The following is a 13,383-nucleotide window of genomic DNA, read 5'->3' on the forward strand; positions in this document are numbered from 1 at the left end:
CGGTCGATCAGGCGGGGGCGGCGGCTCTGCGCCACAAGATGAAGGATGACCTCGGTGTCGGAGGTCGACTGGCAGATCGCGCCGGCCCGTACGAGCTCCGCGACCGTGCTCACGCCGGCCGGCGCCTCGGCCTCCTCCTCGGCGCGCCCAACCCGCTCGCGCACCCAGGCGAAATACAGCAGCTTCATTCCGACGGATCCTCCAGGACGTGGCGAAGGCCAGCCCGGAGATAGTCATAGCCGGTGTAGAGCGTAAGGAGCGCCGCGACCCACAGCAGGCCGATGCCGATCTGGGTGTTGCCGGGCAGCACCTTGTCGCCGGCAGGCCCCGCGAGCAGGAAGCCGATCGCGATCAGCTGCGTCGTCGTCTTGTACTTGGCGAGCTGCGTCACCGGCACGCTCGCCCGCAGCTCCGCCAGAAACTCGCGCAGGCCCGAGACGAGCACCTCGCGGCACAGGATCACCATGGCGGCCCAGATCGACCAGCCCGAGATCGTGTTGTTCGCCGCCAGCATCAGCAGGCACGCCGCGACGAGGAGCTTGTCGGCGATCGAGTCGAGCATGCGCCCGAGGGGCGACTGCTGCTGCCAGGCGCGCGCCAGATAGCCGTCGAGAAAATCGGTGATGGCCGCGATCGCGAAAATGGCGAACGCCGCCCAGCGCAGGGTGTCTCCGCCGACGAACAGGCATGCCGCCACCATCGGCACGGCCGCGATGCGCCCGTAGGTGAGCATGTTCGGCAGGCTCAGCGCGTGCAGCCGGGATAGATTTGCGCGCGGACGACGGAGGCCCATCGGTGCGAGATGGCTCTCAGAACTCATGTTTTCGAAGCGAACTCAGGCGCAGGTGACCCGGGACACGACCACGCGGGGCGGCGGGCGTCAACACGCAGATTTGAGGGTCGGATGAGCGGCGGGATGAGGCTCACCCGCGGTCGCCGCGCTCGTGGAAGAAGTCGTAGATCACCTTCGCCATCGCCCTGCTGACCCCGGGCGCCTTCTCGAGATCGGCGAGACCGGCGCGCGCCACCGCCTTCGCGGTGCCGAAGTGGCGAAGCAGCGCCCGTTTCCGCGTCGGCCCGATGCCCGGCACCTCATCCAGGGGATTGGCGACGAACTCCTTCGAGCGCCGCGCCCGATGGGTCCCGATCGCGAAGCGGTGCGCTTCGTCGCGCAGCCGCTGGACGTAGTAGAGGACGGGGTCGCGCGGCGGCAGACGGAACGGCGTCTTGCCCTCGACGAAGAAGGTTTCGCGGCCGGCTTCCCGGTCGACGCCCTTGGCGATGCCGACCAGCGGCGCGTCGGCGAGCCCGAGTTCGGCCAGCGTTTCGCGCGCCGCCGTAAGCTGCCCCTGGCCGCCGTCGATCAGCACGAGATCCGGCCACGGCGGCGCGTCCTGCGGCGTGCGGCCCTCCGCGTCGCGCGGGGACTCCTTCTGCAGCCGCGCGAATCGCCGCCGCAGCACCTGCCGCATCATCGCGGTGTCGTCGCCCGGCGTGATGTCGTCGGGGCGGATGTTGAATTTGCGGTAGTGGTTCTTCTGGAACCCCTCGGGCCCGGCCACGATCATCGCCCCGACCGCGGCGGTCCCCATGATGTGGCTGTTGTCGTAGACCTCGATCCGCTGCGGCGGGGAGGGCAGCCCGAAAGCCTCGGCGACGCCGGCGAGCAGCTTCGCCTGCGTCGACGTCTCGGCCAGCCGGCGCCCCAGAGCCTCGCGGGCGTTGGCCAGCGCTCGCGCCACGAGATCGCGTTTTTCCCCGCGGACGGGGACCGAGACCTCGACCCTGCGGCCGGAGCGGATGCTCAGCGCCTCGGCGAGCAGCGCACGATCCTCGATCTCCTCGCTCAGCAGGACGAGGCGCGGGGGCTCCTCGGCGTCATAGAACTGGGCGACGAACGACCCCAGGACCTCGCGCGGCTCCAGGCTGCGGTCGGCCTTGGGGAAGTAGGCCCGCGCGCCCCAGTTCTGATAGGCGCGGAAGAAGAAGGCTTCGACGCAGGTCTGGCCGCCTTCGGCGTGGATCGCGAAGACGTCGGCTTCCTCCACCGTGCGCGGATTGACGCCCTGATGGGACTGGATCGCCGCGAGCGCCGCCAGGCGGTCGCGGTAGACGGCCGCGCGCTCGAAGTCGAGCGTCTCGGACGCCTGCTCCATGGCGTGGGCGAGCTCCTGCTTCACCTTGTCGGTCTTGCCTGTCAGGAAATCCCGCGCCTCCTGAACCAGCTCTCCATAGGCCTGCGGCGTGATTTCGCCGGTGCAGGGCGCCGAGCAGCGCTTGATCTGGAACAGCAGGCACGGCCTCGTTCGGCCCTCGAAATAGCTGTCCGAGCAGGAGCGCAGCAGGAAGGCGCGCTCGAGCGCGTTGATCGTCCGTCCGACCGCGCCGGCGGAGGCGAACGGGCCGAAGTAGTCGCCCTTCCGCACCCGGGCGCCGCGGTGCTTGGCGATCTGCGGGGCAGGGTGATCGGTCGCGATCAGGATGTAGGGGAACGACTTGTCGTCGCGCAGCAGCACGTTGTAGCGCGGGCGCAGGCGCTTGATGAGGTTCGCCTCGAGCAGCAGCGCCTCGGTCTCGGTCTCGGTCGAGACGAACTCCATGGAGCAGGTCTCGGCGATCATGCGCGCGATGCGCGTGTTGTGGCCGATCCCGCGCGCATAATTCGCGACCCGCTTCTTCAGCGAGCGCGCCTTGCCGACGTAGAGCACCTCGCCGGCGCCGTCGAACATGCGGTAGACGCCGGGCGCGTTCGGCAGATGTCGCAACTGTGACCGGATGACCTCGACGCCGCGCCTGAGGTTCTCCGGCGCGGTTTCGAGCTCTCCCGTTTCGGAGGAAGCGAGCTCCAGGTCGTCGATGTCGTCGGCCTCGTCCGCTTCCGCGGGCGGCCTGTCTGGTTCGGTCATGGCGTCAAGGTTGGAGCGGGGCGATCGCGCATTCGCCGCCTCCACATAAGGGCAGGGCGGCGCTTTGGCACGTCCCGGCGGTCCCGCTCGGCTCGCTCCGCCCGCCCGTCTCCTCGCGCCGACCCACAAAAGCGCGCCTCCTCCCGCCGCGGCGGGTAGCGCAGAGCCGCCGCTTATGTTGCGCTGCGGCCACGCAGAGCCGTCGCCACATTTTGGCCTGTGGCACGCCACATTGCCGCGCGCGGGGACCCCTATGTGGAAGCCACTGTCTTGAATCGCGGCCGCGTCGTCACTTCATGGAACTAAGTTGAAGCGACGGGCGTTTGCGGGGCAGGTCTGGGGCTCACGCCTCGGCTGGTCGCTCATCAGAGCGTCGGGGAGTCTGGAAATGAGGCGCATTGCAGGGCTGGTCGGCGCGACCATCGCGCTGCTGTCCGGAGGAGCGGCCGTCGCGGCCGACCTCGGCGCGCCCGCGCTTGCGCCCGAAGTTTCCGTGCCGTCGTTCTCGTGGACAGGCCCCTATGTCGGGGTTCACGCCGGCTATGACTGGTTCAAGGCCGATTCGAAGGTGAACGGCTTCTCGGCGAACTCCAGTCCCAGCGGCGTCACCGTCGGCGGCTATGTCGGCTACAATCATCAACTCGACGGCTCGCCGCTCGTGCTGGGCATCGAGGCGGATCTCGGCTTCTCGGACGCCAAGGACAGCGGACGTGGCGGCGGCACGCGGCTGCGGACCGATCTCGGCCTCAACGGCGCCGTGCGCGGGCGCGTCGGATATGCCTTCGAGCGCTTCCTCGTCTATGGCGCGGGCGGTCTCGCCTTTGCCGACCGGGACACTAAGGCGCGCGGCCTGGCGAACGGGTCGGATGACACGGTCGCCGTCGGCTGGACGATCGGCGGCGGCGTCGAGGCTGCGCTCAGCGACAACGTCACGGCGCGCGTGGAATATCGCTATTCAGATTTCGGGACGGACTCGTTCAGCGTGGCGGGCACCCGAATGAAGTCTGATGTTACGGATAATCGAGTTCTTCTGGGACTCGGTTACAAATTCTCAACGGGTTGGTGACAACACCGGTTATGAGCGTCGACTAAAAAGTCTCGGCCCATTTTCGGACACGTTTCGTCCGGAAAGACGGGATGGTTACAGGGGATTTGCTAGCCGGCGTAGAAATTTACGGGTCGATGGTGTGTTGCAGAAGCGTCACTGTTGTCCCGTCTCTGAGACTGGCTCTATCAATGTTCGGGGCCGTGCAGTAGAAGTAGTCCAAGTGTCTCAATCGGAGGGATTCAAATGATCCGCCACATCGCCCTCGGCGCAGCGTCTGCCGCCGTTCTTGCCCTTTCTGCGCCGGCCGTCATGGCGGCGGATCTTCCGGCGTATGAGCCCGCTCCTGCGGTCATCGCTCCCGCCGGCTTCACCTGGACCGGCCCGTACATCGGCGCCCAGGCCGGCTACAGCTGGGGCAGCGCCTCGAAGGCCAGCCCGGACGGCTGGATGGTCGGCGGCTATCTCGGCTACAACTACCAGTTCGACGGCTCGCCGGTCGTGATCGGCATCGAGACCGACATCAACTACGCGGACATCGACGACCGTCGTAGCGCCCGCGGCGGCCGCACCAAGGTCTCCACGAACTGGGCCGGCGCGACCCGCGCCCGCATCGGCTACGCCTTCGACCGCTTCATGGTCTACGGCGCGGGCGGTCTCGCTTACGCCGGCCGCGAGTTCAGCCGCAGCCCGGGCGACAAGGACAAGAAGACCGCAGTCGGTTGGACGATCGGCGGCGGCGTCGAGTACGCTGCGAGCGACAATGTCGCGGTTCGCGCCGAGTATCGCTACAGCGACTACGGCAAGGACACCTTCAAGCTGTCCAACAGCAGCCCGAAGTCGAGCTACAGCGAGCACCGCGTGATGGTCGGCGTCGCCTACAAGTTCGACTCCCCGTTCTGATCTGACATCGCGCCCGCAAGGGCGCTATGTTCCGGAAAACCCCGCGACGAGAGTCGCGGGGTTTTCTTTGTGTTCGGCTAACCTTCACCAATCGCTAAGGAATGGCCGGTAGGGTTCGGTCAACGTTCGGGGGCCTCCCCGGCGTCTCTGCCAGCGTCATGCGTTCCGGATATCCCCCCGTTCCGGCTGTTGAGTACCGAGGTTCACATGTTGCGTAACATCTTCGTCGCGGCGGCCTCCGCCGCCGCCGCCGCCGTGGCCGTCGCGGCGCCGGCCGCCATGGCCGCCGATCTCCCGGCCTACGAGCCCGCTCCCGCCTACGCAGCTCCGGCTCCCGCCTCCAACTGGAGCGGCGCCTATATCGGCGCGCAGGCCGGCTATGGCTGGGGTCGCGCGACCAACAAGCGCGGCGCTCCGAACACCAAGCCGGACGGCGCCGTCGTGGGCGGTTACGTCGGCTATGATCACCAGTTCGACGGCTCGCCCGTCGTGGTCGGCGTCGAGACCGACCTGAACTACAACAACGCTCATGACACCAAGAGCAACGCCGGCGGCCGGATCCGCAACGAGCTGAACTGGTCGGGCGCGACGCGCGCCCGCATCGGCTACGCCATGGACAACGTCATGGTCTACGGCGCCGCCGGCCTCGCCTATGGCGAGCACAAGGTGAAGGCGCGCGTCGGCGCGGTCCGCTCCACCGACGACAAGACGGCGCTCGGCTACACGGTCGGCGGCGGCGTCGAGGCGAAGGTCGCCGACAACGTCACCGCGCGCGTCGACTATCGCTACAACGATTACGGCACGGACAGCTTCCAGGTCCCCGGCGGCAAGGTGAAGTCCGACCTGACCGAGAATCGTCTGACTGCAGGCGTCGCCTACAAGTTCAGCTCCTGGTGAGCTGAACCGCTTCTGCGAACGAGGAAGCCCCGTGGCGCAAGCCGCGGGGCTTTTTCGTTTTCAGGCGATTAAGAGCTTGTTGATCTTCTGACAGTTCCATTCGGGAGGCTGGCCATCTTCGGCCGGCGTCCCGACGCCGCGCGGCGAGCCGCGCCACCGGACGGTCCATGTCGCTGCTGATCCGCTCAGCGCTGACGGCGTCGCTGCTCTGGACGCCGTCGCAGCTTCAGGCCTGGGAGCGCACCGAAGCGTCGTCCCCACGCTCGCCCAGCGCGGCGACCTGGCTCAGTCTGCGGGCCCTCGATTCGCTCATCACCGGCTCGACGCCGGATCTGTCGGGCCCGCGCACGGCCTTCGATCGAATCGTCGTCGGGGTCGGCGGCGGTTCGATTCCGGCGGGCGCCGACGCACGTTTCGCCGACAGTCTGGCGGAGGGCCGCATCTCATCCGCGATCGAGGCGCGGATCGGCTACGCGTTCGGGCGCTTCGTCGCCTACGGCGCGGCCGGACTGGCGTCGGCCTCCGCCGAGTTCGCGCGCAGCGGGCAGGGCAGGTCAGCGGTCGCCTGGCGCCTGGGCGGCGGCCTGGAGGCCCAGCTGCTGGACGGCGTCACGGCGCGCCTCGAGTACCTGTATGTCGACCTCGGCCGACGACGTTCGGAGGGAAATGGCGAGGCGGGCCTCGCGCCCGCCGGGGGGCAAGTGACGGCCGGGCTCAACTATCGGTTCTGAGGCGCCTTCTCCAACGACCTTCGGACGGTATCATCAAGTGCGGTCACGACAGAGGAGGCCGCGCATGGGCGTGTTCGATTTCATCAAGGACGTAGGCGAAAAGCTCTTCGGGGCGAGCGAGGCTCAGGCAGCCGACGCCGAGAAGATCAAGGCCGAGATCGAGAAGCACGGGCTCGACGCGAAGGATCTCAAGGTCGACGTGTCGGGCGACACCGTCAAGATCAGCGGCACCGCGCCGTCCAACGAGGTGCGGGAGAAGATCATCCTCGCCGCCGGCAACACGCTCGGAACCGCGAAGGTCGAGGAAGCTCTCCAGGTCGAGAAGTCCGAGCCGGAGTCGCGCTTCTACACCGTCAAGAAGGGCGACAATCTCTCGAAGATCGCGGAGGCGGAGTACGGCAAGGGCCACGCCGGGCGCTACAAGGACATCTTCGAGGCCAACAAGCCGATGCTGAAGGATCCGGACAAGATCTATCCCGGCCAGGTGCTCCGCATCCCCGCCTGACGCTCGATGCGCCTCACCCCGTGGGGCGCGTCTTGTCGAAGGCGGGGGTGGCGGCCTCGAAGGCCTTCAGCCATTCGGCGAGGCGGGGGTGCTGCTCGCGCCAGCCCTCGCCGAAGCGGAAGTCGAGATAGCCGAGCGCGCAGGCCACCGCGATGGTTCCGACGTCGTGGCCTGCGCCCGGCAGGTCCGCCTCCAGCGCCGCGAGCGCCCGGGCGACCTTGTCGGCCTGCCGCTTGGTCCAGCGTTCGGAGCGCTGTCCCTCATCCCGGAACCGCACCTCGTAGACCTGCAGCAGCGCAGCATCGAGAACGCCGTCGGCCAGCGCCTGCGTGCGCAGCGCGAGGAAACGGGCCGCAGGCTCGACGGGTATGACTTTGCCGCCGCCGGCGAGGTGGTCGAGATATTCCAGGATCACCCGGCTGTCGAACAGCGTGGTCCCGTCCTCGAGCTCGAGCGTCGGGATCTTCCCGAGCGGATTGAGCCGGCGGATGGGATCGTCCTCCGCCACCGTGTCGGTCTGAACGACCTCGATCCTGTCCGACAGGCCGAGGATCGCCGCGGCGATCTTGACCTTGCGGCCATAGGGAGAGGGCGTCGCGGAACGCAGGATGAGCATCGTCACTTCCCGAGCATGAGCGGCGCAGCGCGCGCGGCGGACAGACCGCTTCTAGGCGATCCGCCGCGTCGGGAAAACCTTCGGCGTTGATGACGATCGGCCGCGCGCAACAGTCCAGGCGCCGCCGGCGCGGCGCTTGCCGAAGGCTCACGAGCGCCGGAAGATCGGCTGCGGGCCGATCTTCGGAATGGCGCGGATTTAGCCGACGGAGATGTTGACCGCCTTGGGACCCTTGCCCTTGCGGTCCGGCTCCACTTCGAAGGACACCTGCTGTCCTTCCGAAAGCGTGGTCAGCCCCGACCGCGTCACGGCGGAGACATGCACGAAGATGTCGGAGCCGCCGTCGTCCGGCTTGATGAAGCCGTAGCCTTTTTCAGCGTTGAAGAACTTTACCGTTCCGCTCTGAGCCATCGAGCGCCCCCTTGCCAGTCCCCCCGGTCCCGCGCCGTCCGCCGATCGGCACGAGAGCTCCGGCAGGTCGAGACGACGCAATGCGAATGCTGGCAAGTATTCGCCGGCTGCGAGCCGCTAGAGCCTCTATTTGGTAGCGGCATGTTCATTAAGATGGCAAGGCGAAAAAGTGGCGTGTTCCGGAGGCGGAGCGCTGCATTCCTAAGCGCCGGCGAGCGTCTCCACGACGGCCCGCGCGCCGGGACCCTGCGCCAGCGCCTGCGCCACCTCCGGGAGGCCGGCGCGGAGATCGGCCTCCAGCGTCCATGGCGGGTTGGCGATCAGCAGCCCCGAACCCGAAAGCACTTTCGGATCGGAGGGCTCGCGAACGAGCAGTTCGACGCGCAACAGCTTGGCCGCGCCGCTGGCCCGGATCGCGTCGAGGAAGGAGCGCGTGTCCGCCGGGTCCTTGATCGGCCGCCAAAGCGCATAGACGCCCGTCGGCCAGATCCGCTGCGCGCGCGAGAAGGCGTCGGCCATGCGGCCGAGTTCGCCGGGCTCCTCGAATGGCGGGTCGATCAGCACGAGCCCGCGGCGCTCGCGCGGCGGCAGCCAGGCGTTGAGGGCCGTCCAGCCGTCGATCTCCACGACCTTCACGCGCCGGTCGCGCCCCATGGCGTCCGAGAGCGCGGCGCAGTCCTTCGGGTGCTTCTCGCAAAGCCGCAGGCGGTCTTCGCGCCGCGCCATGCGGCGCACGATCTCGGGGGAGCCGGGGTAGAGCCGGCCGCCCGGGTGGTCCGCCGCCAGCCCCGCGATGACCTCGCGCCACGGCGCAAGGAGGGCTTCCGCGGCGTCGCCCAGCCGCAGACCTTCGAGACGGCCGACGCCGTTGCGCCACTCGCCCGTCCGTTCCGACTGCTCGCCTTCGAGGTCGTAGATCCCGCAGCCGGCGTGGGTGTCGAGATAGCTCCACGGCGCCGGCTTGGCGTTCAGGTGGCGCACGATCAGCGCGAGCACGACGTGCTTCAGCACGTCCGCGAAGTTTCCGGCGTGGAAGGCGTGGCGATAGTTCACGGGACTGCGACGGGCCTCACGCCTCGTCCGCCTCTGGCGGCAGCATGACGACGAAGTCCTTGGCGCAGGGCTCGATCACGGACCAGACGCCCGTGAAGCCTGGCTCCAGAACCATCGCGTCGCCAGGCCCTAGCGTCGTCGGCTCGCCGCCGTCAGGCGTGACGACGCAGCGCCCGGAGCGCAGGCGGCACCATTCCCATTCCTCATAAGCCACGCGCCAGGCGCCGGGTGTGGCCTCCCACACGCCGGTGAAGAGCCGACCGTCCGGCGCCTCGTAATGCACATGGGTGCGGAAGGTGGGCGATCCCTCGAGCACGCGGTCAGGCGGCGGGGCGCTCTCCTCGGGCGGCTCGGCGGACGCGCCGAGCAGGTGAAGCCGCATGGCGGCGTCGGGATTGCCGGTCATCCTTCATCTCCGCCAGAGGCCGGCAGGACCACGCGATCGGACCGGCAGGCCCGCCGGTCGACCTCCGCGCAGGGTCGGAAGCGCAGATCCTTGGTCATGCAGACGCGCACCTCGTTGAGCAAGCGGCCCTGGCATTGGACGGCGATCATCGACGGGCGCAGCGAGGGATTGGCCGCGACGAACGCCTCTTCCACTGCGGCCGGGGACGTCTCGATCGGGCTGTCCGGCGCGGCGAAGGCCGGCGGCACGCGGACGCGCTCCGCCGCCCTGCGCACCTGCCTGAAATATGAGCTGGGATCGAGACCCGAGCAGGTTCCGTGCTTGCGCCACTGGTGGCGGATCAGGCCGGGGCTCGGCATGAGGTCGAGCATTCCATCGACCTGGGCGCGCGTCGGATTGCGGCCCGTGACGGCGCAGAAGCCGGGGAAGCCGCGCTCATATTGCGGCCACAGCCCGTGAACCACGAAGCCTCGGGGCGCCGACGAGCCGCACTGGACAGGATCGGCGCGCGATCCCTTCGCGACGCAGTAGCTTGGCGACCAGGACAGCGAAAGCACGTAGAAGTCGAAGTCGCCCGGCCGGTCGGACTGCGCCTGCGCAGCCCCGCAGCTCAGCGCCGCGGCGGCCGCCAGGGCCGCCGTCAGCAGCCTCATGGACGCGCCATCTTGCAGCCCGGCGCGTAGGCGTAGTTCCGGTCGAGCCCGGTCACGCACCAGTCGACGCCCGGGCCCAGGGACAGCCATTGCTGCCCTTCCGCCACGAGCCAGTAGACGTGGCGGCGCACGCCGTCATTCGTGTAGGCCTCGGCGGAGCAGAACCTGCGCGGGATGAACTCGACGCCCCAGCTGCGGTAGCCGAGCTCAGCCGGGCGGACGAAATCCGAAAGCGCCAGCCCCGAATGCCAATACATGCGCTCGCGCTTGGCGAACGCGTCGCGGATCTGGCGATGGACATGCGCGTCGGCGCAGGACGGCAGGCGTCCCGTGAAGCCCCGGTAGAAAGAGCTGGACGGGCTTCGAGCGGTCGAGCCGCCGCCGTAGCCGTAATCCGCCGCTGACGCGGCGCCGCCGCTCGCGACGCAGAACAGGGCTCCCGCCGCAGCCGCAATCAACGCGTTTCTCATCACGAAACCCTCTGGCCGACAGCGCCGACCATCCTTCGGCCGGCCCCGCAAATCAAGCGCAGCGGACGACGGGGGTGGGGATCGCGAGCGCGACCGCTACCTTCAGGCCCCGGGCGATGGAAGGGCGTACGCATGCAGAAGTTCGAGACCGCGCGGGACGCGGCGCTGGCGCTGAGGCCGGACCGGCCGCTTTATGCTTTCAGGCCTTCGGTCCTGACGGCGGACGCCGGCGCCTTCCTCTCCGGCTTCCGGGGGCTCACCGCCTATGCGGTCAAGACCAACGGAGAGGACTTCGTGCTGGATGCGCTGGCGCGCGCCGGGGTCTCGGCCTTCGACGTGGCGAGCCCGGCGGAGTTCGCGGCGGCCCGCAAGGCCTCGGGCTCGGCCCGGCTGCTCTACATGCATCCGGTCAAGGCGCAGTCCGACGTCAGGCTGGGCCTCGAGACGTACGGGATCAGGTCGATCGCCATCGACCATGAGGACGAGATCGCCAAGGTGCTGCGGGTCGTGCGCGCGCAGGACATCCCGCCCGGCGACATCACCGTGTTCGTCCGCCTCGCCACCAAGGGGCATGCGGCTTACGAACTGTCGAAGAAGTTCGGGGCGACGCCGGCTCACGCGGTCGAACTGCTGCGCCGTATCGACGGCATCGGCTTCCGCGCGGGGCTGACCTTCCATGTCGGCAGCCAGGTCGAGGACCTTGCCGCCTATGACCGCGCGGTCGCGACCGCGGCCTGGGTGCGCGGCCGCGCCGGCGTGCCGCTGGCGGAACTCGACATCGGCGGCGGCTTCCCCGCGCCCTACGGTCATGATCCGAAGCGCCCGGCGCCGCCGGCCCCCGACGTCGGAGCGCTGCTCGCGCGCATCCAGCGCGAGATCGACGAGTGGGGCCTCGGCGACCTGCCGCTGGTGGCCGAGCCCGGCCGGGTCATCGTGGCGCGCTGCCTCTCGGTGGTGGTCCGCGTGCTGCTGAAGAAGGGCCAGCGGCTCTACATCAACGACGGCATCTGGAGCTCGCTGTCCGATTCATGGACGGGCAAGATCATGTTGCCGGCGCAGTTGATCCCCGATCCGGCGCGCGCCCGGGCGAAGCGGAACACGGCCCCGAGGCTCGCGCCGTTCCGCGTGTGCGGCGCGACCTGCGACTCGGTGGACATCCTGACGCGCCCGTTCTGGCTGCCGGACACGGTCGCGACGGGAGACTGGATCGAGATCGGGCACATCGGGGCCTACAGCCTGGCGCTGAGGACCCATTTCAACGGCTTCTACCCGAACGATTTCGTCGAGGTCGCGGCGCCCTTCGAGAGCACGGAGGGGCTGGAAGGCGTCGCCAATGTGGAGCCGCGCGCCGCGATGGCGTGAGGCGTTCAGCGCTCTCCGCGGAACACGATCGGGAAGTTCTCGGCCTTGCCGGAGCCGTCGCACTCTTCCTTGGCGCGGTACTCGATCATGCGGAACGCCGCGCCGACCCACTCCCAGGTTCCCACTGTCCCGCAATCGCCGGCGGCGCGTCCCTTGTCGAACGCCGTTAGCTGCCTCTTGTCCGGATCGTAGGCGACGTTCGAGAGCGTATCGACGCCGGTCCAGCCGATCGACTCGACGAAGGAGGCGAACAGCAGCGGCTCGAACCGATTGGCGGCGCGCGAGGGATCCTCGACGAACAGCACGGATTCGACGTTGTAGGCGCCGGACGTGCAGACGATCGACCACAGCGTCCGCCCTCCGCCGAGGTCGGCCGCGAACGATTCCTCGGCCAGGAAGGACGGGTTGCCCTCGGTCGTGTCCCAGACGGGGCAGTCGCGATCCGCCATGGCCTGCTTCAAGGGCGCAGGCGCGGCGTCGCGGGGAACGTCCCGCAAGCGGCCCGACAGGGCCGCCGGGCTCGCCCCGCCGATCAGCGCCGTGAGGGCGTCCTGGCGTTCGGCGCGGCCCTGCTGGTTGTCCATCTCGGCGGCCGCGGGCCCGAAGCCGGCTAGCGACAGCTCGACCGCGATCTGGTCGCCGCCTTCGCCTGAGACCGACGCGCTCAGCGTCTTGCCGCGCCGCAGGAACGGCAGAAGGCGGCGCGTCGCGCTTTCGGAGAGCCGCAGTTCGGTGGCGCCCGGATCGGCCGCGGGGCCGATGCTGAGATCCGATCCGGAGGCGAGCCGCACCGGCGGTCCGCCATCAATGGCGAGCGCCAGCCTCGGACGTGGCGGCGTGCGCGGCGCGCCCACGAAAGTCAGGCTTAGCCGGGGCGGCGCATCCTTTCCCGGCTCGCGGGAAACCGTCAGCCGCACGCTCTGCGCGCCGGAGGCCGGCGCCTCCGTGCCGGCGTGGCAAGCGGGCCCGCCCTTCGCATCGGAGCACGCGGCCGTCCAGGCCTCGAAGCTCGCCTCGGCCCCGAGGGCGGAGCCGGGCAGCACGATGCTGGCGAGCAGGAGCAGGGGCAATCGCATGGGTCATGGCGTCCGGCTGCAGAAAGGCGGGAATCCCCGATCGGTCGTGTGCGGGAAAGCCCAGTTCTGGTCACGAAGACGTTACCATGTCGCGAGGAGCGCGGTCCGAAAAGTCGCAACCGGCGGCCTCCCGCCACAGTTGAACCCCCGGGCGGACTGTGGCGCGGCGACGCGCCGGGAGCATCAGAGGAGAAGGAAAGATGAAGAGGGCCCTCACTTTGGCGTTCGCCGCCACCTTTGGATTCGCGAGCTTCGCGGAAGCGGCTCCGCGCACGCAGGGCGACGCTCCGCGGCCGGCGCAGTCGCTCGAGCAGGTTCGCGCCGACGCGCTGGCGCGACTGGCGGCCGG

Annotated in this window: 16 protein-coding genes; 6 read left to right on the forward strand and 10 right to left on the reverse strand. The window is 69.1% G+C overall.

Translation table 11 applies throughout. The features are described 5' to 3' along the window. From ACIKT0_RS05940 to uvrC, 3 genes are all read right to left on the reverse strand, one after another. Window positions 1-188, reverse strand: a 188-nt coding sequence (locus ACIKT0_RS05940) for a ubiquitin family protein (RefSeq protein WP_474998495.1), incomplete at its 3' end; no start/stop codon positions are given. Further along, window positions 185-793, reverse strand: coding sequence for a CDP-diacylglycerol--glycerol-3-phosphate 3-phosphatidyltransferase (gene pgsA / locus ACIKT0_RS05945; RefSeq protein ID WP_407104452.1), 609 nt, complete (start codon window positions 791-793; stop codon window positions 185-187). The genes ACIKT0_RS05940 and pgsA, both read right to left, overlap by 4 nt. Before the next feature lie 130 nt (window positions 794-923). Further along, window positions 924-2,906: an excinuclease ABC subunit UvrC gene (uvrC, locus tag ACIKT0_RS05950; protein ID WP_407104453.1), complete on the reverse strand. Its 1,983-nt coding sequence runs from the start codon at window positions 2,904-2,906 to the stop codon at window positions 924-926. Window positions 2,907-3,294: 388 nt separating this feature from the next. On the opposite strand from uvrC, the gene ACIKT0_RS05955 reads away from it, so the two are divergent. The 5 genes from ACIKT0_RS05955 to lysM all read left to right on the forward strand — a co-directional run bounded on the left by ACIKT0_RS05955 (window position 3,295) and on the right by lysM (window position 6,987). Further along, entirely contained in the window at window positions 3,295-3,972 is a 678-nt protein-coding gene (locus ACIKT0_RS05955) for an outer membrane protein (RefSeq protein WP_407104454.1), read from the forward strand. A gap of 225 nt (window positions 3,973-4,197) precedes the next feature. Further along, window positions 4,198-4,854 carry an outer membrane protein gene (locus tag ACIKT0_RS05960; protein WP_407104455.1) on the forward strand — a complete coding sequence of 219 codons (657 nt, stop codon included), beginning with the start codon at window positions 4,198-4,200 and terminating at the stop codon, window positions 4,852-4,854. A gap of 207 nt (window positions 4,855-5,061) precedes the next feature. Next, window positions 5,062-5,751: an outer membrane protein gene (locus ACIKT0_RS05965; protein ID WP_407104456.1), complete on the forward strand. Its 690-nt coding sequence runs from the start codon at window positions 5,062-5,064 to the stop codon at window positions 5,749-5,751. A 167-nt stretch (window positions 5,752-5,918) separates the two neighbouring features. Next, a complete protein-coding gene (locus tag ACIKT0_RS05970; protein ID WP_407104457.1) occupies window positions 5,919-6,482 on the forward strand; it encodes an outer membrane protein in 564 nt (187 codons plus the stop codon). A gap of 64 nt (window positions 6,483-6,546) precedes the next feature. Next, window positions 6,547-6,987: a peptidoglycan-binding protein LysM gene (gene lysM, locus ACIKT0_RS05975; protein ID WP_407104458.1), complete on the forward strand. Its 441-nt coding sequence runs from the start codon at window positions 6,547-6,549 to the stop codon at window positions 6,985-6,987. Between the two features lie 13 nt (window positions 6,988-7,000). Here the strand turns inward: lysM and ACIKT0_RS05980 are convergent, their stop codons facing one another. The 6 genes from ACIKT0_RS05980 to ACIKT0_RS06005 form a co-directional block, all read right to left on the reverse strand. Next, on the reverse strand, window positions 7,001-7,603 hold the full coding sequence (locus tag ACIKT0_RS05980; RefSeq protein WP_407104459.1) for a glutathione S-transferase family protein: 603 nt from the start codon (window positions 7,601-7,603) through the stop codon (window positions 7,001-7,003). 198 nt (window positions 7,604-7,801) lie between these two features. After that, window positions 7,802-8,014 (reverse strand): cold-shock protein, encoded by a 213-nt coding sequence (locus ACIKT0_RS05985; RefSeq protein ID WP_183393442.1) that lies wholly within the window; start codon window positions 8,012-8,014, stop codon window positions 7,802-7,804. 201 nt (window positions 8,015-8,215) lie between these two features. Then, the gene (locus ACIKT0_RS05990; protein WP_407104460.1) at window positions 8,216-9,067 is read right to left on the reverse strand and encodes a 23S rRNA (adenine(2030)-N(6))-methyltransferase RlmJ; all 852 of its coding nucleotides are present in this window, start codon (window positions 9,065-9,067) and stop codon (window positions 8,216-8,218) included. Window positions 9,068-9,083: 16 nt separating this feature from the next. Beyond that, window positions 9,084-9,473: a cupin domain-containing protein gene (locus ACIKT0_RS05995; protein ID WP_407104461.1), complete on the reverse strand. Its 390-nt coding sequence runs from the start codon at window positions 9,471-9,473 to the stop codon at window positions 9,084-9,086. Beyond that, the gene (locus tag ACIKT0_RS06000) at window positions 9,470-10,126 is read right to left on the reverse strand and encodes a ribonuclease T2 family protein (RefSeq protein ID WP_407104462.1); all 657 of its coding nucleotides are present in this window, start codon (window positions 10,124-10,126) and stop codon (window positions 9,470-9,472) included. Before ACIKT0_RS06000 ends, ACIKT0_RS05995 begins: the two co-directional genes overlap by 4 nt. Further along, entirely contained in the window at window positions 10,123-10,596 is a 474-nt protein-coding gene (locus tag ACIKT0_RS06005) for a hypothetical protein (protein WP_407104463.1), read from the reverse strand. The genes ACIKT0_RS06000 and ACIKT0_RS06005 overlap by 4 nt, the downstream gene beginning before the upstream one ends. Window positions 10,597-10,728: 132 nt before the next feature. On the opposite strand from ACIKT0_RS06005, the gene ACIKT0_RS06010 reads away from it, so the two are divergent. Beyond that, a complete protein-coding gene (locus ACIKT0_RS06010) occupies window positions 10,729-11,958 on the forward strand; it encodes a type III PLP-dependent enzyme domain-containing protein (protein ID WP_407104464.1) in 1,230 nt (409 codons plus the stop codon). A gap of 5 nt (window positions 11,959-11,963) precedes the next feature. Here the strand turns inward: ACIKT0_RS06010 and ACIKT0_RS06015 are convergent, their stop codons facing one another. Continuing rightward, the gene (locus tag ACIKT0_RS06015; protein ID WP_407104465.1) at window positions 11,964-13,034 is read right to left on the reverse strand and encodes a DUF1176 domain-containing protein; all 1,071 of its coding nucleotides are present in this window, start codon (window positions 13,032-13,034) and stop codon (window positions 11,964-11,966) included. Window positions 13,035-13,383 lie beyond the last annotated feature (349 nt).

The organism is Hansschlegelia beijingensis (assembly GCF_045505405.1).
Lineage (GTDB): Bacteria > Pseudomonadota > Alphaproteobacteria > Rhizobiales > Methylopilaceae > Methylopila > Methylopila beijingensis_A.